This is a genomic window from Streptomyces sp. NPDC050856, from assembly GCF_040653855.1.
Classification (GTDB): Bacteria; Actinomycetota; Actinomycetes; order Streptomycetales; family Streptomycetaceae; genus Streptomyces.
This window is the reverse complement of sequence record NZ_JBFAGV010000019.1, coordinates 46230-73124: the sequence shown is the minus strand read 5'-3', so window position 1 is coordinate 73124 and position 26895 is coordinate 46230. Positions and strand designations below refer to the sequence as shown.

20 protein-coding genes are annotated in these 26895 nt (G+C 73.4%); 10 read left to right on the top strand and 10 right to left on the bottom strand.

Translation table 11 applies throughout. The features are described 5' to 3' along the window. Positions 1–4: 4 nt before the first annotated feature. A complete protein-coding gene (locus tag AB0H53_RS18620; protein WP_362113965.1) occupies positions 5–382 on the bottom strand; it encodes a cupin domain-containing protein in 378 nt (125 codons plus the stop codon). Between the two features lie 129 nt (positions 383–511). Beyond that, a complete protein-coding gene (gene panB, locus AB0H53_RS18615) occupies positions 512–1381 on the bottom strand; it encodes a 3-methyl-2-oxobutanoate hydroxymethyltransferase (RefSeq protein WP_362113962.1) in 870 nt (289 codons plus the stop codon). A 165-nt stretch (positions 1382–1546) separates the two neighbouring features. Here panB and AB0H53_RS18610 point away from each other — a divergent pair, with 165 nt between their 5' ends. The 4 genes from AB0H53_RS18610 to AB0H53_RS18595 all read left to right on the top strand — a co-directional run bounded on the left by AB0H53_RS18610 (position 1547) and on the right by AB0H53_RS18595 (position 6438). Next, the gene (locus tag AB0H53_RS18610) at positions 1547–3148 is read left to right on the top strand and encodes an MFS transporter (protein WP_362113959.1); all 1602 of its coding nucleotides are present in this window, start codon (positions 1547–1549) and stop codon (positions 3146–3148) included. 64 nt (positions 3149–3212) lie between these two features. After that, positions 3213–3851 (top strand): TetR/AcrR family transcriptional regulator, encoded by a 639-nt coding sequence (locus AB0H53_RS18605; RefSeq protein ID WP_362113956.1) that lies wholly within the window; start codon positions 3213–3215, stop codon positions 3849–3851. A 211-nt stretch (positions 3852–4062) separates the two neighbouring features. Then, a complete protein-coding gene (locus AB0H53_RS18600; protein ID WP_362114085.1) occupies positions 4063–5085 on the top strand; it encodes an endonuclease/exonuclease/phosphatase family protein in 1023 nt (340 codons plus the stop codon). Positions 5086–5202: 117 nt separating this feature from the next. Continuing rightward, a complete protein-coding gene (locus AB0H53_RS18595; protein WP_362113953.1) occupies positions 5203–6438 on the top strand; it encodes an MFS transporter in 1236 nt (411 codons plus the stop codon). Here the strand turns inward: AB0H53_RS18595 and AB0H53_RS18590 are convergent. After that, positions 6407–8164, bottom strand: coding sequence for an NAD+ synthase (locus AB0H53_RS18590; RefSeq protein WP_362113950.1), 1758 nt, complete (start codon positions 8162–8164; stop codon positions 6407–6409). The two genes, AB0H53_RS18595 and AB0H53_RS18590, sit on opposite strands and share 32 nt — an antisense overlap. Positions 8165–8384: 220 nt before the next feature. Between AB0H53_RS18590 and AB0H53_RS18585 the strand changes: the two genes are divergently transcribed. After that, a complete protein-coding gene (locus AB0H53_RS18585) occupies positions 8385–9248 on the top strand; it encodes an alpha/beta hydrolase (protein WP_362114082.1) in 864 nt (287 codons plus the stop codon). 206 nt (positions 9249–9454) lie between these two features. Here the strand turns inward: AB0H53_RS18585 and AB0H53_RS18580 are convergent, their stop codons facing one another. Beyond that, positions 9455–9871 carry a CBS domain-containing protein gene (locus tag AB0H53_RS18580; protein WP_362113947.1) on the bottom strand — a complete coding sequence of 139 codons (417 nt, stop codon included), beginning with the start codon at positions 9869–9871 and terminating at the stop codon, positions 9455–9457. A 239-nt stretch (positions 9872–10110) separates the two neighbouring features. Further along, positions 10111–11202 carry a PP2C family protein-serine/threonine phosphatase gene (locus tag AB0H53_RS18575; RefSeq protein ID WP_362113944.1) on the bottom strand — a complete coding sequence of 364 codons (1092 nt, stop codon included), beginning with the start codon at positions 11200–11202 and terminating at the stop codon, positions 10111–10113. Positions 11203–11322: 120 nt separating this feature from the next. Here AB0H53_RS18575 and glnA point away from each other — a divergent pair, with 120 nt between their 5' ends. After that, entirely contained in the window at positions 11323–12684 is a 1362-nt protein-coding gene (gene glnA, locus AB0H53_RS18570; protein WP_362113941.1) for a type I glutamate--ammonia ligase, read from the top strand. Positions 12685–12879: 195 nt separating this feature from the next. Here glnA and AB0H53_RS18565 read toward each other — a convergent pair whose 3' ends face one another. Further along, positions 12880–13311, bottom strand: a complete 432-nt coding sequence (locus AB0H53_RS18565) for a VOC family protein (protein ID WP_362113938.1) — start codon at positions 13309–13311, stop codon at positions 12880–12882. A gap of 541 nt (positions 13312–13852) precedes the next feature. After that, a complete protein-coding gene (locus AB0H53_RS18560) occupies positions 13853–15877 on the bottom strand; it encodes a PIG-L family deacetylase (RefSeq protein WP_362113935.1) in 2025 nt (674 codons plus the stop codon). A 327-nt stretch (positions 15878–16204) separates the two neighbouring features. Between AB0H53_RS18560 and AB0H53_RS18555 the strand changes: the two genes are divergently transcribed. After that, positions 16205–19222: a bifunctional [glutamine synthetase] adenylyltransferase/[glutamine synthetase]-adenylyl-L-tyrosine phosphorylase gene (locus AB0H53_RS18555; protein ID WP_362113932.1), complete on the top strand. Its 3018-nt coding sequence runs from the start codon at positions 16205–16207 to the stop codon at positions 19220–19222. Between the two features lie 138 nt (positions 19223–19360). Here AB0H53_RS18555 and AB0H53_RS18550 read toward each other — a convergent pair whose 3' ends face one another. Genes AB0H53_RS18550 through AB0H53_RS18540 form a run of 3 tightly spaced genes read right to left on the bottom strand, consistent with a single transcriptional unit; the run spans position 19361 to position 23348 of the window. Beyond that, the gene (locus AB0H53_RS18550; protein WP_362113929.1) at positions 19361–20326 is read right to left on the bottom strand and encodes a phosphatase PAP2 family protein; all 966 of its coding nucleotides are present in this window, start codon (positions 20324–20326) and stop codon (positions 19361–19363) included. A gap of 36 nt (positions 20327–20362) precedes the next feature. Next, positions 20363–21433 (bottom strand): LacI family DNA-binding transcriptional regulator, encoded by a 1071-nt coding sequence (locus tag AB0H53_RS18545; RefSeq protein WP_362113926.1) that lies wholly within the window; start codon positions 21431–21433, stop codon positions 20363–20365. Between the two features lie 25 nt (positions 21434–21458). Beyond that, positions 21459–23348, bottom strand: coding sequence for a glycoside hydrolase family 13 protein (locus tag AB0H53_RS18540; protein ID WP_362113923.1), 1890 nt, complete (start codon positions 23346–23348; stop codon positions 21459–21461). 356 nt (positions 23349–23704) lie between these two features. On the opposite strand from AB0H53_RS18540, the gene AB0H53_RS18535 reads away from it, so the two are divergent. Genes AB0H53_RS18535 through AB0H53_RS18525 form a run of 3 tightly spaced genes read left to right on the top strand, consistent with a single transcriptional unit; the run spans position 23705 to position 26886 of the window. After that, positions 23705–24979 carry an extracellular solute-binding protein gene (locus tag AB0H53_RS18535; RefSeq protein WP_362113920.1) on the top strand — a complete coding sequence of 425 codons (1275 nt, stop codon included), beginning with the start codon at positions 23705–23707 and terminating at the stop codon, positions 24977–24979. 24 nt (positions 24980–25003) lie between these two features. Next, positions 25004–26026 (top strand): sugar ABC transporter permease, encoded by a 1023-nt coding sequence (locus tag AB0H53_RS18530; protein WP_362113917.1) that lies wholly within the window; start codon positions 25004–25006, stop codon positions 26024–26026. Then, entirely contained in the window at positions 26023–26886 is an 864-nt protein-coding gene (locus tag AB0H53_RS18525; protein ID WP_362113914.1) for a carbohydrate ABC transporter permease, read from the top strand. Before AB0H53_RS18530 ends, AB0H53_RS18525 begins: the two co-directional genes overlap by 4 nt. Positions 26887–26895: the final 9 nt, after the last annotated feature.

Sequence of the window (26895 nt, the reverse complement as noted above, 5' to 3'; positions counted from 1 at the left end):
CGGGTCAGGAGGTGGATCCCGCGGGCATGGCGTAGTTCCCGAAGCCGACCCAGTCGACCACGACGCAGGGTTCGTCCCCCACGACCCAGGCGTCGTGACCGGGCTCGACCGCGAAGAAGTCGCCGGGGCCGACCTCGTCCTCGGTGCCGTCGTCCATCACGACCCTCATCCGGCCGCCGACGACGTAGCAGGCGTGCGCGGCCCGGCAGCTCTCGGTGCCGGCGATGGGCTTGACGTGCTTGGTCCACTGCCAGCCCGGCTCGAAGACGGCCCGGCCGACCGGGCCCCCGTCGGTGTTCACCAGATCGAGCCGGCCCTTGCCGTCCTCGAACGGCCGGGTCTCGTCGGCGGAGTCGAAGTTCTTGCGCACGATTCCAGGCATGTCCACCGCCTCCCGGGCGGGTGTGAAGAGCGGGTCCCCGAGTCCACTTCCCAGGCTACGCCGCACCGGCGGGCCGACAGCCCGCCGATGGGGGAAGTCGGCGGGCTGTCGGGGTGGTGCCGGCAGTGGCTAGTGGAAGGTGTGCTCCTCCTGCGGGAACGTTCCGCCGACCACGTCGTCGGCGAACGCCCGCGCGGCGTCCCCGAGCGTCCGGCGCAGGTCGGCGTACTGCTTGGTGAAGCGCGGCACCCTGCCGCCGGTCATGCCCGCCATGTCGGTCCAGACCAGGACCTGCGCGTCCGTGTCGGGCCCGGCGCCGATGCCGATGGTGGGGATGTGCAGCGAACGGGTGACCTCGGCGGCCAGCTCGGCCGGTACGAGTTCCAGGACGACCGCGAAGGCGCCCGCGTCCTGGGCGGCCTTGGCGTCGCGCAGCAGCCGGTGGGCGGCCTCGTCGCCGCGGCCCTGCACCCGGTAGCCCATGGTGTTGACGGACTGCGGGGTCAGCCCGAGGTGGGACATGACCGGGATGCCGGCCTGGACCAGCATCTCGGTCTGGGGCAGGGAGCGCTCGCCGCCCTCCAGCTTGATCGCGCCGACGCCCGCCTCCTTGACCAGCCGGGTGGCCGACCGCAGGGCCTGGACCGGGCCCTCCTGGTACGAGCCGAAGGGCAGGTCACCGACGACCAGGGCGCGCCTGGTGCCCCGTACGACGGCCGCCGACAGGATGGCGATCTCGTCCAGCGTCACGGGCACGGTGGTCTCGTAGCCGAGGTGGCAGTTGCCCATGGAGTCGCCGACGAGCATGACCGGGATGCCGGCCTCGTCGAAGACGGAGGCGGTCATCGCGTCGTAGGCGGTGAGCATGGGCCACTTCTCGCCGCGCTCCTTGGCGGCGGCGATGTCGTGGACGGTGACGCGGCGGGTGCCCTTGCCCCCGTACAGCGCCTTGGTGCCGCCGCTGTCGGCGGACTGCTCGCGGGCAGCCTGAAGGGTCATGGTGAACGGCTCCTTCGTCATCTCGAGGCGCCCTGACGGCGTCCCCGGACCACGTCCATGGTGGCACCTCGTGCCGGACGGGGGAAGTGGCCCCCGGGCAGACGGCTGGAAACCGGAATTCCAATACGAGACGGTCTCGTATCGAAATTCGGTTACCCTCGGACCATGCCCTCACCGTCCACCCTTCCCGCCCCGCCCCGGGTTCCGGAGGCCGTGCACCGCCGTCGCTGGGCCATCCTGGTCGTCCTGATGTTCAGCCTGCTCATCGTGGTGCTGGACAATTCGATCCTGAACGTCGCCGTCAAGACGATCGCCGCCCCCGCGCCCACCGGCCTGGGCGCCAGCCAGAGCGAGCTGGAGTGGGCGATCAACTCCTACACGCTCGTCTTCGCCGGACTGCTGTTCACCGCCGGGCTGCTCGGCGACCGGCTCGGCCGGAAAAGGACCCTGCTGTTCGGCCTCGTCGTCTTCGGGGCCGGCTCGGCGCTCGCCGCGATGTCCGATTCGCCCGCTCAGCTCATCGTCTTCCGGGCGCTGATGGGTTTCGGTGCCGCGTTCGTCATGCCCGCCACCCTGGCCGTGCTCATGAACGTCTTCGAGCGCGACGAGCAGCCCAAGGCCCTCGGCATCTGGGCCGCCGGTGTGGGCCTCGGCATCGCGGTCGGCCCGGTGACCGGCGGTGTGCTGCTGGAGCACTTCTGGTGGGGGTCGATCTTCCTGCTCAACGTCCCGGTCGTGCTCGTCGCCCTGGCCGCGATGGCCTGGCTGGTCCCCGACTCCAGGGACCCCCGTCCGGGCCGTACCGACCCGGTCGGCGTCGTGCTGTCCGTCGTCGGTCTGGTGCTGCTGGTGTACGGGATCATCCGGGCCGGCGCGCTCGCCGACTTCACCGACGCCGGCGTGGCTCTGCCGCTGGCCGGCGGGGCCGCGGTCCTCGCCTTGTTCGTCCTGCACGAGAAGCGCAGCGACCATCCGGCCATCGACGTCGCCCACTTCCGCAAGCCCGCCTTCTCCGCCGCCGTGGCCGCCATCGCGCTGGTCTTCTTCGCCCTGATGGGCGTGGCCTTCTTCGCCGTGTTCTACCTGCAGAGCGTGCGCGGCTACAGCCCGCTGCGGTCCGGGCTGATGCTGCTGCCGCTGGCCGTCGCCCAGCTCGCCTTCGCGCCCCGCGCCCGGCTGGTCGTCAAACGGTTCGGCGCCCGCGCCGTCTGCACGGCGGGCATGCTGCTGATCGCGCTCACGCTCTCCTCCTACGCCCTGTTCGACGCCGCGACGCCGGTGTGGGTCCTGGAACTGGCCTTCTTCGCCCAGGGTGCCGGAATGGCGCACATCATGCCGCCGGCGATGGTGACCGTGATGCAGACCCTGCCCCGGGAGAAGGCGGGTGCGGGCTCGGCGGTCAACAACACCTTCCGGCAGGTCGGCGGGGCACTGGGCGTCGCCGTCCTCGGCTCGGTGCTCTCACTGACGTACCGGGGCGCGATCGAGGGCCGGCTCGGCGCGGTCCCGGCCGGCGCCCGGGAGGCGGCGGGCGAGTCCATCGAGGCGACCCTCGCCGCGGCCGAGCGCCTCGGCCCGGCGGGCCGGGCGCTGCTGCCGGCCGCCCACGACGCCTTCCTGGGCGCCATGCACGTCACCGCGGTCGCGGCGGCGGGCGTCACGCTGGCCGGAGCGGTGGTGGTCGCCGCCTTCCTGCCCGGGCGGCGGCCGGAGCGGGACCCGGCGCGGCGGGCCCCGGGCGACGCGCGAGAATCGGTCCGGCGGTGAGGGCCCGGCCGGGGCCCCGGAGGGCCGCGCAGGACCACGGAGCAACCGGAGAGGTGGGGCGGGCGTGTCCCTCGCAGAGCCGCAGGACAACGGGGGAGCCGCCCGGCGCGGACGGCCGCGCAGCGAGGCGGTCGAGGAGGCCGTCCGCGCGGCGGTGACCGGGCTCCTGGAGGAGGGCGTGCCGCTGGCCGACGTGTCCATGGAGCGGATCGCCAGGACCGCCGGCGTCGGCAAGGCCACCCTCTACCGCCGCTGGGCGGGCAAGGAGGAGCTCTTCGTGGACGTGCTGCGCTCCGTGGAGCCGCCGGAGCCCGAGCTGCCCGGCACCTCGGTGCGCGACGACCTGATCGCGCTGCTGGAGGCGCTGCGCCGTCGCGGCCTGGCCAAGCGCTCCTCCGCCTTCCTGTACAGCGCCTTCGCGCAGATGCGCAGCCATCCCACACTCTGGGAGGCCTACCGGGCCACGGTGATCCAGCCGCGCCACCGGATGGCCGTGGAGGTGCTGCGGCGCGGGGTCGAGAACGGCGAGATCCGCGCGGACCTCGACATCGAGTTCCTCAACGACCTGTTCATGGGGCCGCTGCTGGTGCGCACCGTCATCCGCCCCGGCGCCCCCCTGGAGGACGACCTGCCCGCCCGGATCGTCGACGCCGTGCTGGCCGGGGTGCGCCCCCCGGCCGGCGACCGTCCCATTGCCGACTGACCGGTAGGAACCGGTCAGAAGTGTTCGCGTTCTGTTACAGCTGTCGTCCCACCCGTAACCTCAGGAACCCGCCGTGGCCACTGCGTCGTCCTCGTGGCAGTACGGCCGTCCTCTGATCCCCTAGGGTCGGGAGCCGGGACGGCTGGCACGACAGCACGACAGCACGACAAGCACGACAGGCATGGCGAGCAAGGCGAGTGAGGACGGCTTCATGGCGCGGGTGGACGTGACGGAGACGGGGAACGGCGGCGCGGACGGTCGGCGCACCGGCTCCCGGGTCCGGGCGGTGGTCGACCGCTGGCGCGGCGACCCGGGGATCTGGCGCCGGGGCTCGCTGCTGGCCGGCTGCGCCGTCGCCCTGGCCCTGTTGATGATCTTCCACGCGGAGATCCCGAACAAGATCGGCAACCTGGGCAGCCTCACCGAGACGTTCCTGCCCTGGCTCGGCCTGTTCGTGCCCGTGCTGCTGGTGGCCGCCCTGCTGCGCCGCTCGGCCACGGCGCTGATCGCCCTGCTGGTACCGGCGCTGGTCTGGCTCAATCTCTTCGGCGGGCTGGTCGGCGACAAGTCGGGCGGTGCGGGCGACCTGACCGTGGCCACCCACAACGTCAACGCCGACAACCCCGACCCCGAGGGCACCGCCCGCCAGGTGGCCGGCTCGGGGGCGGACGTGGTGGCGCTGGAGGAGCTCAAGCCCGGCATGGTCCCGGTGTACGAGAAGGCGCTGGCCGACACCTACGCCTTCCACTCGGTGCAGGGCACCGTCGGGCTGTGGAGCAAGTACCCGATGACCGACACCCGCCCGGTGGACATCCGCCTGGGCTGGACGCGCGCGATGCGCGCCACGGTGGCCACGCCGCACGGCGAGGTGTCGGTCTACGTGGCCCACCTGCCGTCGGTGCGGGTCAAGCTGAACGCCGGGTTCACCGCCAACCAGCGGGACAACAGCGCCGACGCGCTGGGCGAGGCGATCGTCCGTGACGAGGTGGGCAAGGTGATCCTGCTCGGCGACCTCAACGGCACGATGAACGACCGTTCGCTGAACGCCGTCACCTCCCAGATGCGCTCCACCCAGGGCGCGGCGGGGGACGGCATGGGCTTCAGCTGGCCGGCCGCGTTCCCGCTGGCGCGGATCGACCAGATCATGGTGAAGGGCGTGCAGCCCGTCGGTTCCTGGACGCTGCCCGCGACCGCCAGCGATCACCTGCCGATCGCGGCACGCGTCCGGCTCTGAACCTGAGATCCGGCGGCAATCCTCCGTTCATCCCTGGGAACATTTGACGTGAGACGCTTTGTTCAGCAAAGGAACTAAGTACGCACCACACCCTCACGTCCGGAAGGTCCCTCTCCCATGCCCCTGGCGCTGCTCGCGCTCGCCGTCTCCGCCTTCGGCATCGGCACGACCGAGTTCGTGATGATGGGCCTGCTGCCCAACGTCGCGGACGACCTGCACACCTCCGTCCCGACCGCCGGGTACCTGGTCTCGGCGTACGCGATCGGCGTCGTCATCGGCGCCCCGCTGCTCACCGCCGTCGGCTCACGCGTCCCGCGCAAACGGATGCTCGTGCTCCTGATGGCCCTGTTCACCGTCGGCAACCTCGCCTCCGCGCTGGCGCCCGGCTTCGGCACGCTCCTGGGCGCCCGGGTGCTGGCCGGGCTGCCGCACGGCGCCTTCTTCGGCGTCGGCGCGGTCGTCGCGGCGCGGCTGGTCCGCGAGGGCCGGCAGGCCAGGGCGGTCGCCACGATGTTCCTGGGCCTGACCATCGCCAACATCGTGGGCGTTCCCGCCGCCACCCTGCTGGGCCAGCACCTCGGCTGGCGCGCCACCTTCCTGGTCGTCACGGCGATCGGCCTGGTGGCGATGGCCGCCCTGGCCCGCCTGGTGCCGTACGTACCGCTCGACGCCCAGCAGAGCCTGCGGCGCGAACTGCGCGCCCTGGGCGACCGCCAGGTGCTGCTCGGCCTGCTCACCGCCGTCTTCGGCTTCGCCGGCGTCTTCGCGGTCTACTCCTACCTGGCCTCGATGACCACCGAGGTCATGGGCTTCGGCGAGTCCGCGGTCACCCTGGTCCTGGCCCTCTTCGGCATCGGCATGACCCTCGGCGCGCTCGTCGCCGGCCCGCTCACCGACCGGGCCCTGCGCCCCACGCTGTACGGGTCGCTCGCCGCCCTCGCGCTGGCGCTGGTCGCCTTCCGCTTCACCGTGCACGTCCAGTGGGCCGCCCTGGTGACGGTCGTGGTGCTCGGCGCGGTCGGCTTCATGACGACCACCCCGCTCCAGATGCTGGTCATGAACAAGGCCCGGCACGCCCCGACGCTGGCCTCCGCCTCCAACCACTCGGCGTTCAACCTCGCCAACGCGGGCGGCGCCTGGCTCGGCGGGGCCGCCATCGCCGCCGGCTGGGGCTGGACCTCGCCGACCCTGGTGGGCGCCGTCCTGGCGGCGGCCGGGCTGGCCGTCGCGGCCACCGCCGGCCTGCTGGACCGCGACGGGGGCACGGCGAAGGGGACCTCCCGTGTGGTCGCGGGAAGCTCCCTGGCCGCCGGGACCCGTACTACGCCGTCGTCTCGCGCCAGCGGTTCGTGACCGGCAGGCGCCGGTCCTTGCCGAACCCCTTGGCCGAGATCTTGGTGCCCGGCGGGTACTGGCGCCGCTTGTACTCCGCCGCGTCCACCAGCCGCAGCGTCCTGGCCACCAGCTCCTCGTCGAAACCGGCCGCCACGATCCCGTCCTTGCCGGTGTCCCGGTCGACGTACAGCTCCAGGATCCGGTCCAGCACGTCGTAGTCCGGCAGCGAGTCGGTGTCGACCTGGCCCGGGCGCAGCTCCGCGCTGGGCGGCTTGGCGATGGAGTTCTCCGGGATCGGCGGGGTGAGGCCGCGCTCCTCGGCGGCGCGGTTGCGCCACCGGGCGAGCCGGAAGACCGACGTCTTGTACACGTCCTTGATCGGCCCGTACGCGCCGACCGAGTCGCCGTACAGCGTCGAGTAGCCCACCGCCAGCTCGGACTTGTTGCCCGGCGCCAGCACGATGTGCCCCTCCTGGTTGGAGAGGGCCATCAGCAGCGTGCCGCGCAGCCGCGACTGGAGGTTCTCCTCCGCCAGTCCGGTCAGGCCCAGCGAGCCCATGTAGGCGTCGAACATCGGCTCGATCGGTACGGTGCGGAAGTCGAGCCCGGTACGGCGGGCCAGCTCCGCCGCGTCGGCCCCGGAGTGCTCGGAGCTGTACTTGGACGGCATCGACACCCCGTGCACGTTCCCGGCGCCCAGCGCGTCGCAGGCGATGGCGGCCACCAGGGCGGAGTCGATGCCGCCGGACAGCCCGACCAGCACGGAGCGGAAACCGTTCTTCGCGACATACGCGCGCAGCCCCACCACCAGCGCGGTGTACACCTCCTCGTCGTCGTCCAGGCGCTCGGCGTACCCGCCGGCCAGCTCCGGCTCATAGCCCGGCAGCGGCTCGTCGGACAGCACCACCCGGTCGACGCGCAACCCGTCGTCCACCACCCCTGTCACCGGCTCGGCGGACGCGGCCGGCAGGTCCAGGTCGATGATCACGCTGCCCTCGGCGAACTGCGGCGCGCGCGCCACCACCTCGCCGTCCTCGTCCACCACGATCGAGTCCCCGTCGAAGACCAGGTCGTCCTGACCGCCGGTCATCGCCAGGTAGGCGAGGGTGCAGCCGGCCTCCCGGGCGCGCCTGCGCACCAGGTCCAGGCGGACGTCGTCCTTGTTCCGCTCGTACGGCGAGGCGTTGATGGACACCAGCAGCCCGGCGCCCGCGCTGCGGGCGGCCGGCACCCGGCCGCCGTCCTGCCACAGGTCCTCGCAGATGGCGAGGGCCACATCGACCCCGTGCACCCGCACCACCGGCATGGTGTCGCCGGGCACGAAGTACCGGAACTCGTCGAAGACGCCGTAGTTGGGCAGGTGGTGCTTGGCGCACGACAGCACCACCTCACCGCCGTGCAGCACCGCGGCGGCGTTGCGGGGCGCGCCCGCCGGCTGACCGTACTTCGGCCGGGCCTCCTCCGAACGGTCCAGATAGCCGACGATCACCGGCAGCTCACCGAACCCCTCGTCGGCCAGGCGCGCGGCCAGCGCGCGCAGCGCGCCACGGGACGCCTCCACGAAGGACGAGCGCAGGGCCAGGTCCTCGACCGGGTAGCCGGTCAGCGCCATCTCGGGGAACGCGACGAGGTGCGCCCCCTGCTCGGCGCAGTGCCGGGTCCAGCGCACCACCGCCTCCGCGTTGCCGGCGAGGTCGCCCACGGTCGAGTCGATCTGATTCAGGGCGAGGCGTAGTTGAGGCACCCGGCCAGTGTAATCGTCAGAGCGACGCGATGGGCGGTGGGAGCCCCGGTGGCCCCGGGCCGCACGGGCGCGGTGCCGCCGGGCGGGCGGTGACCCGGGGGAGGGACGGCGGAAGCGGCGGGCGAGGGGCGGCGGGGCCCGGCCGGAGCGCTCCCGGGCCGCCCGTGGCAGGGTGGCGACGGTACTGGCGCGCGGCGGCGAGGGGGACGAGACGGTGGACGTGAGCTTCGTACGGGTCGGGGGAGTGGCGCACCATGTGGCCGTCGAGGGCAGCGGGCCGGTCTGCGTCCTGAGCACGGGGCTCGCCATGAGCTGGTTCGACTGGGACCCGGTCGTCCCGCTGCTGGCCCCGCACCGCACCGTGGTCCGCTTCGACCGGCCGGGGCACGGACTGAGCGGCCCGGCGTCCGTACCGCCGTCCGCCGCCGGCGAGGCCCACCGCATCGCCGCCCTGCTGGACGCCCTCGGCCTCTCCGGGCCGGCCACCGTCGTGGGCCACTCCATCGCCGGCTTCCACGCGGAGGCGTTCGCCCGGCTGCACCCGGACCGCACCGCCGGGGCCGTCCTCGTGGACACCTCCATAGAGGAGCGCGCGCGGGTACCCGCCGCCCCCGCCGTCCGCACGGCCCTGGCCCGGGGCACCGGAAGGGCCCTCAGCGCCGCCGGCCTGCCCGCCGCGCTCGGCCCCCTCACCCGGCGCGCCGTGGTCCGCCTCTCCCGCCCCGGCCTGGCCGCCGACCCGGCCCCCGCCGCGCTGGTACGCCGCTGCTACGCCACCTCCCGGGTGTTCCAGGGCGCCCTGCTGGAGAACACGCACTACCGGGCGGTGGCCGCCGAGGTCCTCGCGCTGCGCGACCGCCACCCGCTGCCGCCCGGTGTCCCCGTCACCGTCCTGGCCGCCCCCTGGGGCGCCTCCACCCGCTGGGCCACCCGCCAGCGGGCCCTCGCCGACCTGCTGGGCGCCCGCTTCACGTCCGTACCGGGCTCGGGCCACCTGATGATGCTGGACCGGCCGGACGCGCTGGCGGCGGCCGTCCTCGACCAGCGGCCCGGCGCGCGGGCCCCGCACGCGAAGGGGGCATGACGCCCGGGGCGCCATGCCGCCCACCCGCCGCTGCCGGGAAGCCCTGGGGGTTGTCCCGCCGATCTCGCCGGGCTCGCGTCACCCGGTGCCGCGCCTCGCCGCTCGGTCGCCGGTCGCCGACGCTCCGCAGTGGGCTTCCTCCTCCGCCCCGCGGTCCACGGCACCGGACGCCGCTCCCTGAACCGGCCCGATCGACGAGACACCCCCTAGCGTGCGTAGACGTTCTCGGCGAAGCTCGCGATCTGGTCGTTCGACAGGTGACGGGCCAGATCGGCCTCGCTGATGATGCCGACCAGGCGCTTGTTCTCGATGACCGGCAGCCGCCGGATGCGGTGGCTCTGCATCTCGCGCAGGACCTCCTCCACATCGGCGTTGGCGTCGATCCAGCGCGGGGTGCCCTTCGCCAGGTCGCCCGCCGTGACCCGCGCGGGGTCGTGGCCCTCGGCCACGCAGCCCACGACGATGTCACGGTCGGTCAGAATGCCGCAGAGCCGCTCGTTCTCGTCGGCGATGGGCAGCGCGCCCACGTCGAGATCGCGCATCAGCCGCGCGGCGCGGTCGAGGGTCTCGTGTGCGGGGAGCCACTGGGCCCCCGGGTGCATGATGTCCTTGGCGGTGGTCATGGGGTTGCGTACCTCCGTAGGGGCGCGAAAACGCCGTACGTCGTCCCCGAGCGCAACCCATTCTCGTCGGCCCCCCGCCCGCCCGCGACCGCTGCCGCCCCGTCTGCGCCGCCCGCCGCGGCCGCCCGGGTGAGGGCCGCCCCGGAGCCGGGACGAGTGCGGCCGTCGCACCGCCCGGGCCGTCGCACCGCCCGGGCCGTCGCACCGCCCGGGCCGTCGTGCCCTCGCCGCCCGGGCCCTCACGCCGCCCGGTCCGCCGGACGCGTGCTGAGCGCCAGCAGCGCCACGTCGTCGGCGACCTCCCCCGCGTACGAGGACAGGTCCCGCCACACCGCGCGCACCATCTCCACCGGGGCGCCGGGCCGGACCCGGTCCGCCAGCGGGTAGAACCGGCCCGCCCCGTCCCGGGCCTCCGTGACCCCGTCCGTGTGCGCCAGCAGGACGTCCGAGGGGCGCAGCGGCACCGTCACGGCGTCCGGCGGCTGGAACTCCGTCACCCCCAGGCCCAGCGGCGCCCCCGGCTGGAGCTCGACCTCGCGCGTCCCGTCGCCGCACACCAGCAGCGGCGCCGGGTGGCCGCAGCTCAGCACCCGCACCTTCTCGCCGTCGTCCGGGAACTCCAGCAGGACGGCCGTCGCGAACAGCTCCCCCTCCTCCCCGGCGCCCCGCCCCTCGGCGCGGGCGGCCGAGTCCACCATCAACCGCCGGTCCAGCCGGGCCGCGACCCCCGCCAGGTCGGGTTCGTCGAGCACCGCCTCCCGGAAGGTGCCCAGCAGCGCCGAGACCGTGCCGACAGCCGCCATGCCGTGCCCCTTGACGTCGGCGACGATCGCGCGCACCCCGTGCGGACCGTCCTGCACGTCGTACAGGTCGCCGCCCACCAGCGCCCCGCGCTCCGCCGCCCGGTACAGCGCCCCGCACCGCACCGGCCCCACCCGCCCGGGCATCGGCGGCAGCACGGCGAGCTGCGCGGCCTCCGCGACGGTGCGCACCGACACCAGCTGCGCGTCACGGCGCGCCCGTACCCACGCCAGCACCACGCTGACCGCGCCGATCAGCGCGAACGCCAGCAGGTCACCCCGGGTGAGGTCATCGGCCCGGACGGCCGGGAGCAGCAGCAGCCCCGTGGTCGCGACCGCCACCAGCCCGGTGCCCACCGCCCCGTACACCAGCGAGGTGAGCGGTGGCAGCACGGCGAAGGCGAAGCCCAGTTGCAGGCTCTGCGGGGTGGCGAGCTGCACCAGCACCAGCAGGGACAGCAGCAGCCAGGGCGTCGCGCGCAGCCACACGGGCGAGCGGGCAGCGGGGAGCTCCTGTGCGCCACGGTCCATACGCCCAGTCTGCGAGCCCGGCGTTACCCGCGCCACAGACAGCCAGGCACTATGGGTTCGCAACGTGCACGAAACCGTGTGGTGGCATGCTGGCCTGATCAGCGAGGATGGGTGTGGGAAATGGACAAGCAGCAGGAATTCGTGCTCCGCACGCTCGAGGAGCGCGACATCCGCTTCGTGCGTCTGTGGTTCACGGACGTGCTGGGCTTCCTGAAGTCGGTCGCGGTGGCACCCGCCGAGCTTGAACAGGCCTTCGACGAGGGCATCGGGTTCGACGGCTCCGCCATCGAGGGCTTCGCGCGCGTGTACGAGTCCGACATGATCGCCAAGCCGGACCCGGGCACCTTCCAGATCCTGCCGTGGCGCGCCGAGGCCCCGGGCACGGCCCGGATGTTCTGCGACATCCTGATGCCCGACGGCTCCCCTTCCTTCGCCGACCCGCGCTACGTCCTCAAGCGCATCCTCGCCAGGACGTCGGACCTGGGCTTCACCTTCTACACCCACCCCGAGATCGAGTTCTTCCTGCTGAAGGACAAGCCGCTGGACGGCACCCGTCCGACCCCGGCCGACAACTCCGGCTACTTCGACCACACCCCGCAGAACGTCGGCATGGACTTCCGCCGCCAGGCGATCACCATGCTGGAATCGATGGGCATCTCGGTCGAGTTCAGCCACCACGAGGGCGCACCGGGCCAGCAGGAAATCGACCTGCGCTACGCCGACGCGCTCTCCACGGCGGACAACATCATGACGTTCCGCCTGGTGATGAAGCAGGTCGCGCTGGAGCAGGGCGTGCAGGCCACCTTCATGCCCAAGCCGTTCTCGGAGTACCCCGGTTCCGGCATGCACACCCACCTCTCCCTCTTCGAGGGCGACCGCAACGCCTTCTACGAGTCGGGCGCCGAGTACCAGCTCTCCAAGGTGGGGCGCTCCTTCATCGCCGGCCTGCTGAAGCACGCCGCCGAGATCTCGGCCGTCACCAACCAGTGGGTCAACTCCTACAAGCGCATCTGGGGCGGCTCCACCCGCACCGCCGGCTCCGGCGGCGAGGCCCCCTCGTACATCTGCTGGGGCCACAACAACCGCTCGGCCCTGATCCGCGTCCCCATGTACAAGCCCGGCAAGACCGGCTCGTCCCGCGTCGAGGTCCGCTCCATCGACTCGGGCGCCAACCCGTACCTGACGTACGCGGTCCTGCTCGCCGCGGGCCTGAAGGGAATCGAGGAGGGCTACGAACTCCCGGCCGGCGCCGACGACGACGTCTGGGCCCTGTCCGACGCCGAGCGCCGCGCCATGGGCATCGAACCGCTCCCGCAGAACCTGGGCGAGGCGATCTCCCTGATGGAGCGCAGCGAGCTGGTGGCCGAGACGCTCGGCGAGCACGTCTTCGACTTCTTCCTGCGCAACAAGAAGCAGGAGTGGGAGGAGTACCGCTCCGAGGTCACCGCCTTCGAGCTGCGGAAGAACCTGCCGGTGCTGTAGACCCGGGTCAGGCTGGGTTTCACCGCCGCACACCACTCCGGGCCCACGGTCGCCGACCGCCGGCCCGGGGCTGTGGCCGTCGTCCGCACGTGGCCACCCCGGTTCGTCCCCGGCCGTCCGGCGCGGAGGAGTCGTCCCCGGTCCGCCGGCCACCGCCGCGCGGGCCTCGCCCGGGTGGGGCGTCGCGGACCCGGTCTAGCGTTCGGCCAGTTCCGAGGGTGCCTCCTGGACCGTCCAGCCGTTGCCGTCCGGGTCGCTGAAGAAGACGAACGAGTTCCACGTCTCGCCCTTGCCGTCGGTCCAGCCGTCCGGCCCCACGTGCCGGACCGGGCTGACCGCCACGCCCCGGGAGGTGAGCCGGTCACGGGCCGCCTCGATGTCGGTCACGCAGAGCTGGAGGCCCTGGAGCGAGCCCGGGGCCATCGTGGAGGTGCCCGGCGCCGGCGGCATGCCGCTCTGCAGGGCGATCGAGCAGCGCGACCCGGGCGGGGTCAGTTGGATGATGCGGATGCCCGGCGCCACATGGGTGTCCAGGTCGGCTTCGAAGCCGCACTTGTCCGCGTAGAACTCCTTCGCCCGGTCCAGGTCGGTGACCGGGACCACGACGACTTCGAGCGTCCAGTTCATTGCGCGTCTCCCTCACAGGCGCCAGCGGGATCTGCCCGTACGTCCCGCGCCGGGCGGGCCGGGGACGGTACGAGAGGCGACGGCGAAGACCGGGGCGCGGCGCCGTCGCTGTGCGTGACGGCACCGTCGTCCACCGTGCACCGCCAGTCGGCACCGTACTCGGTGGCGCCGCCGTCGGCGAGGACGCGCAGCCGCGCCCCGCCGGTCCGGCGCTCCGCCTCACCCCGACCGCTGGTCCGGGCCCGCGCGCGCCGTGGGTGGCCGTGGTGAGGACGGTGCCGCCGCACCGGACGCCGCCGCACCGGACCGGGTCGCGGGCCTCACGCCCGCCGGGACCGCCGCGGAACGACCGCGCGCCGTCGGTCCGGACGGCCGGCGGCCGGGTGACGTGCGGGCGTCCGCCCGGGCGGACGGCGGAGAGCCGGGAGACGGTCGCCCCGGCGGCCGGGCGACCGCCCAGGGGCGGGGTGGCGCCGGCGGGCTGGAGCGCGGGTCCGGGGCGCGGTGGACGTCCACGGAGGGGCGGCCCCGGCCCCCGGACTCATCGGTGCGACGGCGTCCAGTGCAGCTTGCCGTCCAGGCCCACCGCGGCGACGCCCGCGGGCACGCCCGCCGGGGCGCCGGCGAACAGCGGCCCGGCCACCGTCCACCGGGCGGTCCCGTCCGGCGCCGGTGCCGGGACGGCCAGCGAGCCGGAGCGCGCCCGCGCGGCCGGGCGGTCACCGGACGCGGCCACCGGGCCGTACCCGGCCACACCGGGCAGCTCCTCCCGCACCGGTGAGGCGTGGCCGCTCCCCGCGAAGCGGGCCGTGCGGATGTCGCCCGAGTCGGGCTTGCGGAACCACAGCCGCACCCCGTCGCCGTCCGGGGTGGCGCTCAGCGCGACCGTGGTCGGCGGCAGACCCGTCGCCACCGGGCCGGCCACCGGGCCGCCGGTGGCCGGCCGCGTCCACGCCAGCACCGACGTGGGCGTACCGGCGAACACATAGCCCCGGCCCGCCGTGTCGGTCACGGCCACCGGGTTGCCGCGCAGGGCGCGCCCGCCCGCCGTCCGCCAGCCGGACCACTTGCCGCCCGTCCGCTGGGACGTGACGCTCATCGTGTGGCGGCCGTCGCGTACGTACACCGCCAGCAGACCGGCCCGGTCCACCAGCGCGGCGGGGGAGCTGATGTCGGACGTCGCCGCCCTGTCGTCCCGCTCCGGTGTGCCCAGCGACCGCCAGGCGCCGAACGCCCCACCGGTCGCCGCCTGCGTGCTGAGGACCACCTCGCGGCGGTAGTCGGCGGCCTTCCCGCCCAGCACCGTGCGGGTGCCGAGCACCGCGACCCGCCCGTCCGGCAGCCGCACCGAGGTCACCCCGCCGTCCAGCCCGTCACCGGGCACCCGGACGGGCCCGGTCCAGGCGCCGGACGGGCCGGCCGCCTTCCGCCACACCACCAGCCGGCCGTCCAGCACCGAGAACGCGTACAGCTCGCCCTTGGCGCCCTGCTGGAGCCAAGTGGTCGAGTCGGAGCGGGTGTAGCGGACCGACTGCGCCCAGCCGTGCCCGGCCGGGCGCGCGGCCACCTTGCGGTCGCCGCAGCCCGCCGGGTCCCCGCAGTAGTCGGTGTGGTCCATCCACGCGTACGTCTTCAGGGCGCGCAGCTTGGCGGCGACGCTTCGGGGGTCGAGGGAGTGCGGCAGCCCGCCGGTGGAGTAGCCGAGGTAGTTCTGCACGGCGACCGGGGGATGGCCGGGGGAGGCGGCGTACCGGGCGAGTGCCGCCTGCGCGAACCGCGCGCCGTACATGTGGTCCTGGTGGTCGGAGAGCTTGCCGCTCTCGTCGTTGCGGCCCGGCGTCGGGTCCATCATCCGCACGAACGTCGGCCTGAAGCGGGTCAGGAGCCCGGCGACGGTGTCGACGACTTGCCCCTTGGAGTACGAGAACCCGCTGCGCACCGGGGAGCCGGCGGCGAGCTGGGAGTTCAGGGCGCGGATCCGGCCGTCCCACAGCCCGCGCAGGCTGTGCGGCCGGTCGTCGGTGATGCTGCCCGCCTCGCGCAGCTGCACCCACACCAGGCTGATCTGCGGCTTGGCCCGCAGGGTGTCCAGCTCGGCGCGCCCACCGCCGGCGGTGGCGATGGACGTGCGGTCCCAGGGACTGGTGCGGTTGCCGGTGGCCATCTCGGCGTAGGCGGCCCGGATGCCGTTCTGCCGGGCCTCGGCGTAGGCGGGCTTGTCGGCCGGCGGGCGGGGGTCCTGGCGGCGCGCGTTGCGGCCGTCGGACTCACCGGCCGTGAGGTAGACGGAGGTGAGGCTGTGGCCGGCGGCTATGGACTGGGCGGTGTCCGGGTTCATGAAGAACAGGTCGTCGTCCGGGTGCGCCATGATCTGCACCACCGCCGTCCCGGCCGTCCGCACCGGCTTGACCGCGGCCGCCTCGGGCACGCCCCGGCTCGGTACGTCGGAGGCGTCCGACGCCCCGGCGGTGAGCGCGAGCGTTCCGCCGGTGACACCGAGCAGCAGCGCGAACGGCGCGGCCAGCAGGACGGCGCGGCGGGACAGGGACAGGGGCGGGCGGGGCATGGGCGACGGCTTCCGTGGTGCGAATGGGGGGCGAACCGGGAGAGAAGAGGGACTTCGCCGCGACCCGGTTCACCGGCCGTCGTGTGTGGTGCCTCACGCCGGGACCGGGACGGGTACGGACCCGCTCGGGCCGCGGCGCCGCGATCAACGCCGCCCGATAGGCTCTGGCCGAGGGAGACACCGAGGGCCGGGCGCGGTCGCCGGCGGTGTCGACCGGGGCGGCCCGCGGGCCGTGGGTACGAGCGGACCGGGCCCGGTCGGCCGGCGGCGGACACGCGAAGCGCCCCCCGGGCGCGGACCGGGCCCTCCAGAGGAAGGAGAGCGCGTATGCCGGTGCCGGTGCCTGGGCGCAGGAGCAGTACCTTCACGCGACTGCTGCGGCACGGTTTCACCGATCCCTCGGCCGCCGAGCGGCTGCTGGACCTGCCCGCGCTGTCCGCCGTGCGCGACGACCCGGTCCTCCTCGACGCGCTCGGCGCCACCGCCGACCCGGATCTGGCGCTGCGCGGTCTTGTCCGGCTGGCCGAGGCGCAGGGCGACGGCGCGGCGCCGGACAGAACGGGCGGCGCGGCGCGCCGGCTGCTCACCACGCTCATCGGGGCCAAGCCGCTGCGGGACCGGCTGCTGGGCGTGCTCGGCGCGTCCGAGGCGCTCGGGGACCACCTGGCACGGCACCCCGGGGACTGGCGGGAGCTGGCCACCTACGAGGCGGCCGACCTGCACCCGGGGGTGGCCGACTTCGAACGGGGGCTCGCGGGGGCCACCGACCCGGTGTCGCTGCGCGTCGCCTACCGCCGCTGCCTGCTGGCCATCGCCGCGCGCGACGTGTGCGGCACCGCCGATGTCGCCCAGACCGCCGCCGAGCTGGCCGACCTGGCGACGGCCACCCTGCGCCGGGCGCTGGACCTGGCCCGGGCCGCCGCGCCGGACGACGCCGCGCTGTGCCGGCTCGCGGTCGTCGCGATGGGCAAGTGCGGCGGCAACGAGCTGAACTACGTCTCCGACGTGGACGTCATCTTCGTCGGTGAGCCCCGGGAGGGCGCCGACGAGGGCAAGGCGCTCCAGGCCGCCACCCGGCTGGCGTCGCACCTGATGCGGATCTGCTCGGAGACCACCGTCGAGGGCACCATCTGGCCGGTCGACGCCAATCTGCGGCCCGAGGGGCGCAACGGCCCCTTGGTGCGGACCCTCTCCAGTCACCTGGCCTACTACCAGCGGTGGGCCAAGACCTGGGAGTTCCAGGCGCTGCTCAAGGCACGGGCGGTGGCCGGCGACGCGGAGCTGGGCGCCGCGTACATCGACGCCGTGTCACCGCTGGTCTGGCAGGCGGCCGAGCGGGACAACTTCGTCACCGACGTGCAGCGCATGCGCCGCCGTGTCGTCGACAACATCCCCGTCGCCCAGGTCGACCGGGAGCTGAAGCTCGGTCCCGGCGGGCTGCGCGACGTCGAGTTCGCCGTCCAGCTCCTCCAGTTGGTGCACGGCCGCAGCGACGCCACGCTGCGCGGCGGCGGCACCCTGGGCGCGTTGAAGGCCCTGGCGGAGGGCGGGTACGTGGGGCGCGTGGACGCGGCCCAGCTCGACGACGCGTACCGGTTCCTGCGTGCCATGGAGCACCGCATCCAGCTGTACCGGCTGCGCCGCACCCACCTCGTCCCGGAGGACGAGGCCGATCTGCGCCGCCTCGGCCGTTCGCTGGGGCTGCGCACCGACCCGGTCGCCGAGCTGAACCGGGAGTGGAAGCGGCACGCGGCGGTGGTGCGGCGGCTGCACGAGAAGCTGTTCTACCGGCCGCTGCTGGACGCCGTCGCCCAGCTGGCGCCCGGGGAGATCCGGCTCAGCCCCGCGGCGGCCCGCCAGCGGCTGGAGGCGCTCGGTTACGCCGACCCGGTCGCCGCGCTGCGGCACCTGGAGGCGCTGTCGTCGGGGGTGAGCCGCAAGGCGGCGATCCAGCGGACGCTGCTGCCGGTGCTGCTGGGCTGGTTCGCCGACTCGGCCGACCCGGACGCCGGGCTGCTGGGCTTCCGCAAGGTGTCCGACGCGCTCGGCAAGACCCCCTGGTACCTGCGGCTGCTGCGGGACGAGGGCGCCGCGGCGGAGAACCTGGCGCGGGTGCTGTCCGCCGGACGGCTCGCCCCGGACCTGCTGCTGCGGGCCCCCGAGGCGGTCGCCATCCTGGGGGCGCCGGAGGGCCTGAAGCCGCGCGGCCGGAGTCATCTGGAACCGGAGATCCTGGCGGCGGTGGGCCGTGCCGGCAATGCCGAGCAGGCGGTCGCCGCGGCCCGTGGCGTACGGCGCCGGGAGCTGTTCCGTACCGTCGCCGCCGACATCATCGGCTCGTACGGGACCGAGGAGAGCCCCGCGGAGGCCGACCCCGGGGCGCTGGTCGACCGGGTCGGCCAGGCGGTCACCGACCTGAACGCGGCGACCGTCGCGGGGGCGCTGCGGGCGGCGGTGCGCGAGCAGTGGGGCGACACACTGCCCACCAGGTTCGCCGTCATCGGCATGGGCCGCTTCGGCGGCCACGAGCTGAACTACGGCTCCGACGCGGATGTGCTGTTCGTGCACGAGCCGCGCGAGGGCGTGGACGAGCAGGAGGCGGCCCGGGCCGCCAACACCGTCGTCGCCGAGATGCGGCGGCTGCTGCAACTGCCCACCGCCGACCCGCCGCTGCTGATCGACGCCGACCTGCGCCCGGAGGGCCGGAGCGGTCCGCTGGTGCGCACCCTCAAGTCGTACGGGGCCTACTACCGGCGCTGGTCGCTGGGGTGGGAGAGCCAGGCACTGCTGCGGGCCGAGCCGATGGCGGGGGATGTGGACCTGGGCCGCCGCTTCATCGAGCTCGTCGATCCGCTGCGCTACCCGGCCGGCGGGCTGGCCGACTCCGCGGTGCTCGAGATCCGCCGCCTCAAGGCCCGGATGGAGACGGAACGGGTGCCGCGCGGCACGGACCCCACGCTCCACACCAAGCTGGGGCGCGGCGGCCTGTCGGACGTCGAGTGGACCGTTCAGCTCCTGCAGTTGCGCCACGGGCACACCGTGCCCGCCCTGCGCACCACCCGTACCCGGCGGGCGCTCGCCGCCGCCCGGGACGCCGGCCTGATCGGCGAGCAGGACGCCCGAACGCTCGACGAGGCGTGGGTGCTGGCGACCCGGGTCCGCAACGGCGTGATGCTGGTACGGGGCCGGGCCGGGGACACCTTCCCGGCGGACAGCCGGGAGCTGGCCGCGGTGGGCCGCTACCTGGGGTACGGGCCCGGCCACGTCGGCGAGATGATCGAGGACTACCGGCGTACGACGCGCAGGGCGCGGGCGGTGGTGGAGGAGCTGTTCTACAGCGACTGAGCGGCCGGGCCGGCGTCGAGCCGGGCACCGGGCCCGCCCGGTGTCCGCGCCCGGCCCCGGGCCGCCACGGCCCGGGGGCCGGAAGCCCAGCCGGCGCCGGGCGCCCGTACGACGGCGGCAGGGCGGCCCGGAGCGGTGTTACGGGACCTGGGAGCCGACGGCCGCTTCGGAGGGCAGGCGGGCGGCCGGTGGCGCGACCGGCTCGGGCTCCGGCCGGGGCTCCGGCTCCGGCGGGAGCGGGCGGACCGGTGCCGTGCCCGCCGCCGCCACCTGGCGGGGCAGCCGGTGCGGCAGGCCGCCGTACCAGAGGTACGCCAGCGCGTAGCCGAAGGCCAGGCAGATCATCCCGCCGACCGCGTCCAGCCAGAAGTGGTTGGCCGTGGCCACGATGACGACCAGGGTGAGTGTCGGGTAGAGCGCCCCCAGGATCTTCGCCCAGGGCGCTCTGGCGAGCGCGAAGACGGTCAGCCCGCACCACAGCGACCAGCCGATGTGCATCGACGGCATCGCGGCGTACTGGTTCGACATGTGCTTCAGGTCGCCCGAGGCCATCGAGCCCCAGGTCCTGTGCACCAGCACGGTGTCGATGAAGTTCTCGCTGGTCATCAGCCGCGGCGGCGCCAGCGGATACAGGTAGTAACCGAGCAGTGCCACACCGGTGGTGGCGAAGAGCACCAGCCGGGTGGCGGCGTACCGCCCCGGGTGCCACCGGTACAGCCACACCAGCACACCGATCGTCACGACGAAGTGCAGCGTGGCGTAGTAGTAGTTCATCGAGACGATCAGCCATGTCACCGACTCCACGGCGTGGTTGACCGACTTCTCGACGGCGATCCCCATCGCCTGCTCGGTGCGCCAGATCCAGTCGGCGTTGCGCAGGGCCTGGGTCTTCTGCTCCGGTACCGCGTTGCGGATCAGCGAGTACGTCCAGTAGCTGATCGCGATCAGCAGGATCTCGAACCGGATGCGGGGGCGGCGCGGGGCACGCACACGCTGCCACCCGGTCCTGGTCTCCGCCGGGCGGGCCGGGGCCGGATGTCCGTCGATGGGTGATGGTGCAGGGGCCGTACGGCCCTCCAGTGTCCTCACAGTCGTGTCACCCATGGGCCGAGAGTCTGCCAGATGTGTCTACCCGGTCGATCATCCGCCCGTCCGGCCCTCCGCGCCATCGCTGCGCTTCTCGGAGGGCCGCTGCCCCTGGGGGCCGGAGGCGGTCGAACCGCGGACCACCAGCTCCGGCATGAAGACGAACTCGGTGTGCGGGGCGGGCGTGCCACCGATCTCCTCCAGCAGTGCCCGGACCGCCGCCTGCCCCATCGCCTGGACGGGCTGGCGGATGGTGGTCAGCGGCGGGTCCGTGAAGGCTATGAGCGGGGAGTCGTCGAAACCGACGACCGAGACGTCCCGGGGCACGTGCAGCCCCCGCTGGCGGGCGGCCCGGATGGCACCGAGGGCCATCATGTCGCTGGCGCACACGACGGCGGTGCAGCCCCGGTCGATCAGGGCCGACGCGGCGGCCTGCCCGCCCTCCAGTGTGTACAGGGAGTGCTGGATCAGCTCCGCGGACTCCCGCTCGGACAGCCCGAGCCGTTCCTCCATCCCGCGCTGGAAGCCCTCGATCTTCCGCAGGACCGGCACGAACCGTTTGGGCCCGACGGCCAGCCCGACGCGGACGTGCCCCAGCGAGGCGAGGTGGGTGACGGCCAGCTGCATCGCGGCCCGGTCGTCGGGCGAGACGAACGGGGCCCGCACCTTGGGGGAGAAGCCGTTGATCAGGACGTACGGGACGCCCTTGCCGCGCAGCTGGTCGTAGCGCTGGGTGTCGGCGGTGGTGTCGGCGTGCAGACCGGAGACGAAGATGATCCCGGAGACGCCCCGGTCCACCAGCATCTCGGTCAGCTCGTCCTCGGTGGAACCGCCCGGTGTCTGGGTGGCGAGGACGGGGGTGTAGCCCTGGCGGGTCAGCGCCTGGCCGATGACCTGGGCCAGCGCGGGGAAGATCGGGTTGTCCAGCTCGGGTGTTATGAGCCCGACGAGACCGGCGCTGCGGTGGCGCAGCCGCACGGGCCGTTCGTATCCCAGGACGTCGAGCGCGGCCAGCACGGACTGGCGGGTGGCCGCGGCCACACCGGGCTTGCCGTTGAGCACGCGGCTGACTGTGGCTTCGCTGACCCCCGCCTGGGCTGCGATGTCGGCAAGCCGCGCGGTCATGGGATGCGACTGTACCGGCCGCACGTCAGCTTGCCCACCAGACGCAGGAATCGGCGGCGAGCACCACCGTTCCGCCGGTGTCGCCGTGCGCCTCACCGGCGGCCAACTCCCGGGCGGGCCCGGGCAGCCGCCGCCGTACCCCGTCACCGGAATCCGCCGGCGGCCCCTCGCCCGGACCGTCGGCGGGGACGGCGCGGGCGGCGGAGGCGCCCGGGACGGCGGGTCCGGTGGTGGCGGCGGGCCCGGTGGGCTGTCCGGCGGGGCTCTCCGGCCGGGGCGGGCGGGTCGGCGGGGTGCTGCTCAGCAGCGGGCTGCCCGGGGCCGGGAACCGCACCGGCCGGCCGGTCATGTTCAGGGTGCAGATCAGGTCGCCCCGCCCGGGTCCGGTGGCCGAACCCTTCGCGCGGCGCCGGAAGGCCAGCACGCCCGCCGGGGCGGGCAGCCAGTCCACCGCGTCGCCGGCGCCGAGCGCCGGGTGCTCGCGGCGCAGCGCCAGCGCGGTGCGGTACAGCTCCAGCGTCGAGTCCGGGTCACCGGTCTGCGCCTGGACCGACAGGTCCTTCCACACCGGCGGCTGCGGCAGCCAGCTGCCGCCGGGACCGAAGCCGTACGGCGGGACGTCGCCCGACCACGGGATCGGCACCCGGCAGCCGTCGCGCAGCCCGTCCTGGCCGTCGCCGCGCGCGAAGGCCGGGTCCTGGCGCGCCTCGTCGGGCAGTTCGGTGACCTCGGGCAGCCCGAGCTCCTCACCCTGGTAGACGTAGGCCGAGCCGGGCAGCGCCAGCATCAGCAGGGCCGCCGCCCTGGCCCGCCGCAGCCCGTCCGCGCCCTGCCCGTACCGGGTGGTGTGCCGGACCACGTCGTGGTTGGAGAGCACCCAGGTGGTGGGCGCGCCCACCGACGTGGTGGCGCGCAGCGAGTCGTCGACCACCCGGCGCAGGCAGTCGGGGTCCCACGGGCAGTTCAGGAACTGGAAGTTGAACGCCTGGTGCAGCTCGTCGGGGCGCACGTACAGGGCGAGCCGCTCGGCCGACGGCGCCCACGCCTCGGCGACCCCGATGCGCTCGCCGGGAATCCCCCCGGCCGAAGGCGCGGGGGAGTAGGTGTCCAGCAGCCGCCGCCACGCGCGGTGGATCTCGTGCACGCCGTCCTGGTCGAAGAAGGGGAGCTGCTGCGAGCCGATCAGCCGGACCTGCTCGCGCCGGCCGATGTCGGGCAGCCCGGGGGCCTTGACCATGCCGTGCGCCACGTCGACGCGGAAGCCGTCGACGCCCAGGTCCAGCCAGAACCGCAGGACCGACTCGAACTCGGCGGCGACCTCCGGGTCGTCCCAGTTCAGGTCCGGCTGCTCGGGCGCGAAGAGGTGCAGGTACCACTGCCCGTCGGCCACCCGGGTCCAGGCCGGGCCGCCGAAGACGGACTCCCAGTCGTTGGGCGGCAGGGCACCGTCCGGGCCCTTGCCGGGGCGGAAGAGGTAGCGGCCGCGGCAGACGGGGTCGCCCGCCAGGGCGGCCCGGAACCAGGGGTGCCGGTCGGAGGTGTGGTTGGGGACGATGTCGACGATGACCCGCAGGCCCAGGTCGTGGGCGGTGCGCACCAGGTCGTCGGCGTCGGCGAGGTCGCCGAAGACCGGGTCGACGGCGCGGTAGTCGGCGACGTCGTAACCGCCGTCCGCCTGGGGGGACGCGTAGAAGGGGGTGAGCCACACCGCGTCGGCGCCGAGCCGGGCGATGTGCGGCAGCCGTTCGCGGGCCCCGCGCAGGTCCCCGACGCCGTCGCCGTCGCTGTCGGCGAAGGAGCGGACGTAGACCTGGTAGATGACGGCGTCACGCCACCAGCCCGGGCGGTCACCGGCCCGGTCCGCGTGGCGCGGCTCTTCCGGCGTCTGGACGGGGGAGGTGAGCTCATGGGCCATGTGCGGTGTCCCTCTCGGGTCGGCCGGACTGCGGGCTGCGTACAGCCAACGAGGCCGGAGCGGGAAATGGAACGGTCCCCGCAAGGCTGCTGCAAGTCCTTTCAGCGAGGCTTGCAGAGCCGTGCGGCCCGTGCAAGCCCACTCGCCCGCCGCTGTCAAGCGATGCGTCGGCAACCGTCGGGACACGCGGATGTAACGATCGGTCGGCCTTGCAGAAATTTCCCGCAAGCTCTTTCGGCGCGTTTTCATCCCTGTTACGTTCCTGCCAACCCGGCGCGCCGCGAGGGAGCGGTCTGCAGGAGGCAGGTGATCGGTGATCCGCCTTCGTCTTCCCGGGATCAGTTGAAGGAGTTCACATGCGGCGTGGCATAGCGGCCACCGCGCTGGTCGCGGGCCTGGCCATGACAATGGCGGCGTGCGGCGGCGACGGCGGCACCGAGGGCGCCAAGAAGGGCTCGGGCGAGCTCTCCGGCACCGTCACCTTCTGGGACACCTCGAACGAGGCGGAGAAGGCGACCTACCGGGCCCTGGCCGAGGGCTTCACCAAGCTGCACCCCAAGGTGAAGGTCAAGTACGTCAACGTGCCCTTCGGCGAGGCCAACGCCAAGTTCAAGAACGCCGCGGGCGGCAACTCCGGGGCCCCCGACGTGATGCGCACCGAGGTCGCCTGGGTCGCCGACTTCGCCAGCCTCGGCTACCTGGCACCGCTGGACGGCACCCGCGCGGTCGAGAACCAGGTGGACTGGCTGCCGCAGGCCGCCGCCAGTACCAAGTTCAACGACAAGACCTACGCCGTGCCCCAGGTCATCGACACGATGGCGCTCTTCTACAACAAGAAGATGCTCAAGGAGGCCGGGGTCCAGGTCCCGAAGAACATCGAGGAGTTGAAGGCCGTCTCGGCGAAGATCAGCGCCAAGACGCCCGGCAGGACCGGCCTGTACCTGCGCGGCGACGACCCCTACTGGTTCCTGTCCTTCCTCTACGGCGAGGGCGGCGACCTGGTCGACGCCAAGGCCAAGCGGGTCACCATCGACGACGCCTCCGGCGTCAAGGCGTACAAGACGATCAAGGACCTGGTCGACTCGAAGGCGGCGATCACCGACGCCTCCGACGGCTGGAACAACATGCAGAACGCCTTCAAGTCGGGCAAGGTCGCGATGATGCTCAACGGCCCGTGGGCCATCGAGGACGCGCGCTCGGGCGCCGAGTTCAAGGACAGGTCCAACCTCGGGATCGCCCCGGTCCCGGCCGGCAGCGGCGGCCAGGGATCCCCGCAGGGCGGCTGGAACCTCTCCGTCTACGCCGGCTCGCAGAACCTCGACGCCTCCTACGAGTTCGCCCGCTACATGAGCTCGGCCTCCGTCCAGCAGCAGACCACCGAGAAGCTCAGCCTGCTGCCCACCCGCCTGTCGGTGTACGTCAAGCCGTCCGTCGCGAAGAACGAGATGGTGCAGTTCTTCAAGCCCGCCGTGGACAAGGCCGTCGAGCGCCCGTGGATCCCGCAGGGCAACGCCCTCTTCGAGCCGGTCCGCCTCCAGATGGCCAACGTCCTGTCCGGCAAGACCACGCCGGACAAGGCGGCCCAGGAGACCGGCGACGCCTACCGCAAGCTCCTCAAGGACTACAAGTAAGCAGTGAGAAGGGCTGACCGACCCATGGCTGTCGAGACCAGCCAGTCGGTGGCGAAGGCCGCGGGCGCGCCCAGCGCCCGCGGCCGCGGCCGCCGCACTGACAAGACCCCGGGCAGCGGCCCGGGCGGGCTGCGCCGGGCGCTGTCCACCCACTGGTACGCCTGGAGCATGATCGCTCCGGTGGTGACCGTGATCGGCGTGATCATCGGCTACCCGCTGCTGCGCGGCGTGTACCTGTCGCTGACCGACGCCAACGAGGCCAACGTCGAACGCACCATCGGCGTCAACCACATCCCCGCGACGTACGAGTTCGTCGGCCTCGACAACTACCGGGCCGTCCTCACCGACGGGGTCTTCTGGGACCGGCTCGGCTGGACCCTGGTGTGGACCGTCACCTGTGTCGCCCTCTCCTTCACCCTGGGCCTGGTCCTGGCCAACATGCTCAACCGCAAGATCAAGGGCCGGACCTTCTACCGGATGGCCCTGATCCTGCCGTGGGCGGTCCCGGCCTTCGTCTCCGTCTTCACCTGGCGCCTGCTGTTCAACGAGCGCAACGGCCTGTTCAACCAGTTGCTGGCCGGCGGCGGGATCGACGGCGTCTCCTGGCTGAACGACCCCACCTGGGCCAAGGTCTCGGTCATCGCCGTCAACGTCTGGCTCGGCGTGCCCTTCATGCTCGTCGCCATGCTCGGCGGGCTGCAGTCCATCCCCGGCGAGCTGTACGAGGCCGCCGAGATGGACGGCGCGAGCGCCTGGCAGCGCTTCCGCCACATCACCCTGCCCGGGCTGCGCCCCGTCTCCAGCACGGTGATCCTGCTCAGCTCCATCTGGACCTTCAACATGTTCCCGGTGATCTTCCTGCTCACCCGGGGCGGGCCCGGCGACGCCACCGAGATCCTGGTGACGTACGCCTACCGGCTGTCCTTCGTCAACAGCCCGCGCGACTTCGCGGGATCGGCGGCCTGGGGCGTGGTCATCCTGCTGCTCCTGTCGCTCTTCGCGGTGGTCTACCGCCGCGCGCTCAAGAAGCAGGGAGACATGTGGTGACCGAGACGACCACGTCCACGCGCAGGGTCCGGGCGCGCGGCGAGCGCTCCCCGCTGGCGTCCGCGGGGCTGCACCTGGCGCTGCTGATCGCCACCGTCGTCGCGGTCTTCCCGCCGCTCTGGCTGGTGATCACCTCGTTCAAGCCGAAGGCGGACGCCTTCGACACCTCGCTCGTCAAGAACTTCACCCTGGGCAACTACGGCTACGTCCTGTCGGACACCAACTTCCTGTCCTGGCTCGGCAACTCGCTGGTCGTCGTGGGGCTGACCACCGTCATCGGCGTCTTCATCTCCGCCACCACCGGCTACGCCGTCAGCCGCTTCCGCTTCCCCGGGCTGCGCCCGCTGATGTGGCTGCTGCTCATCACCCAGATGTTCCCGGTCGCGGTGCTGATCGTGCCGCTGTACAACCTGCTGGCCGGCCTCGGCCTGCTCAACCAGCCGGTCGGCCTGGTCGTCACCTACCTCACCATCGCCGTGCCGTTCTGCGCCTGGATGATGAAGGGCTACTTCGACGGCATCCCGGCCGAGATCGACGAGGCGGGGCGGGTCGACGGCCTCTCTCCCTTCGGCACCTTCTGGCGGCTGATCATGCCGCTCGCCAAGCCGGGCCTCGCCGTCACCGCCTTCTACACCTTCATCACCGGCTGGGCCGAGGTCGCCTACGCCTCCGCGTTCATGACCGGCGAGGAGAACCTGACCCTCCCCGGCGGTCTGCAGACCTTCGTCAACCAGTACACCAGCGACTGGGGCTCGCTGACGGCCGCCGCCGTGCTGATCGCGGCACCCGCCGCCGTCGTCTTCGGCCTCGTCCAGCGCCACCTGGTCTCCGGGCTGACCGCCGGCGCCACCAAGTCGTAACCCGGCGGA

Excerpts from the sequence above, each read along its gene's own strand:
- AB0H53_RS18575 (WP_362113944.1), bottom strand. The coding sequence starts at position 11,202 with ATGGACCGTGGCGCACAGGAGCTCCCCGCTGCCCGCTCGCCCGTGTGG.
- AB0H53_RS18530 (WP_362113917.1), top strand. The coding sequence starts at position 25,004 with ATGGCTGTCGAGACCAGCCAGTCGGTGGCGAAGGCCGCGGGCGCGCCC.
- AB0H53_RS18595 (WP_362113953.1), top strand. The coding sequence starts at position 5,203 with ATGCCCCTGGCGCTGCTCGCGCTCGCCGTCTCCGCCTTCGGCATCGGC.
- AB0H53_RS18535 (WP_362113920.1), top strand. The coding sequence starts at position 23,705 with ATGCGGCGTGGCATAGCGGCCACCGCGCTGGTCGCGGGCCTGGCCATG.
- AB0H53_RS18620 (WP_362113965.1), bottom strand. The coding sequence starts at position 382 with ATGCCTGGAATCGTGCGCAAGAACTTCGACTCCGCCGACGAGACCCGG.
- AB0H53_RS18545 (WP_362113926.1), bottom strand. The coding sequence starts at position 21,433 with ATGACCGCGCGGCTTGCCGACATCGCAGCCCAGGCGGGGGTCAGCGAA.
- AB0H53_RS18610 (WP_362113959.1), top strand. The coding sequence starts at position 1,547 with ATGCCCTCACCGTCCACCCTTCCCGCCCCGCCCCGGGTTCCGGAGGCC.
- AB0H53_RS18540 (WP_362113923.1), bottom strand. The coding sequence starts at position 23,348 with ATGGCCCATGAGCTCACCTCCCCCGTCCAGACGCCGGAAGAGCCGCGC.
- panB (WP_362113962.1), bottom strand. The coding sequence starts at position 1,381 with ATGACCCTTCAGGCTGCCCGCGAGCAGTCCGCCGACAGCGGCGGCACC.
- AB0H53_RS18560 (WP_362113935.1), bottom strand. The coding sequence starts at position 15,877 with ATGCCCCGCCCGCCCCTGTCCCTGTCCCGCCGCGCCGTCCTGCTGGCC.
- AB0H53_RS18580 (WP_362113947.1), bottom strand. The coding sequence starts at position 9,871 with ATGACCACCGCCAAGGACATCATGCACCCGGGGGCCCAGTGGCTCCCC.
- AB0H53_RS18555 (WP_362113932.1), top strand. The coding sequence starts at position 16,205 with ATGCCGGTGCCGGTGCCTGGGCGCAGGAGCAGTACCTTCACGCGACTG.
- AB0H53_RS18565 (WP_362113938.1), bottom strand. The coding sequence starts at position 13,311 with ATGAACTGGACGCTCGAAGTCGTCGTGGTCCCGGTCACCGACCTGGAC.
- AB0H53_RS18550 (WP_362113929.1), bottom strand. The coding sequence starts at position 20,326 with ATGGGTGACACGACTGTGAGGACACTGGAGGGCCGTACGGCCCCTGCA.
- AB0H53_RS18600 (WP_362114085.1), top strand. The coding sequence starts at position 4,063 with ATGGCGCGGGTGGACGTGACGGAGACGGGGAACGGCGGCGCGGACGGT.
- glnA (WP_362113941.1), top strand. The coding sequence starts at position 11,323 with ATGGACAAGCAGCAGGAATTCGTGCTCCGCACGCTCGAGGAGCGCGAC.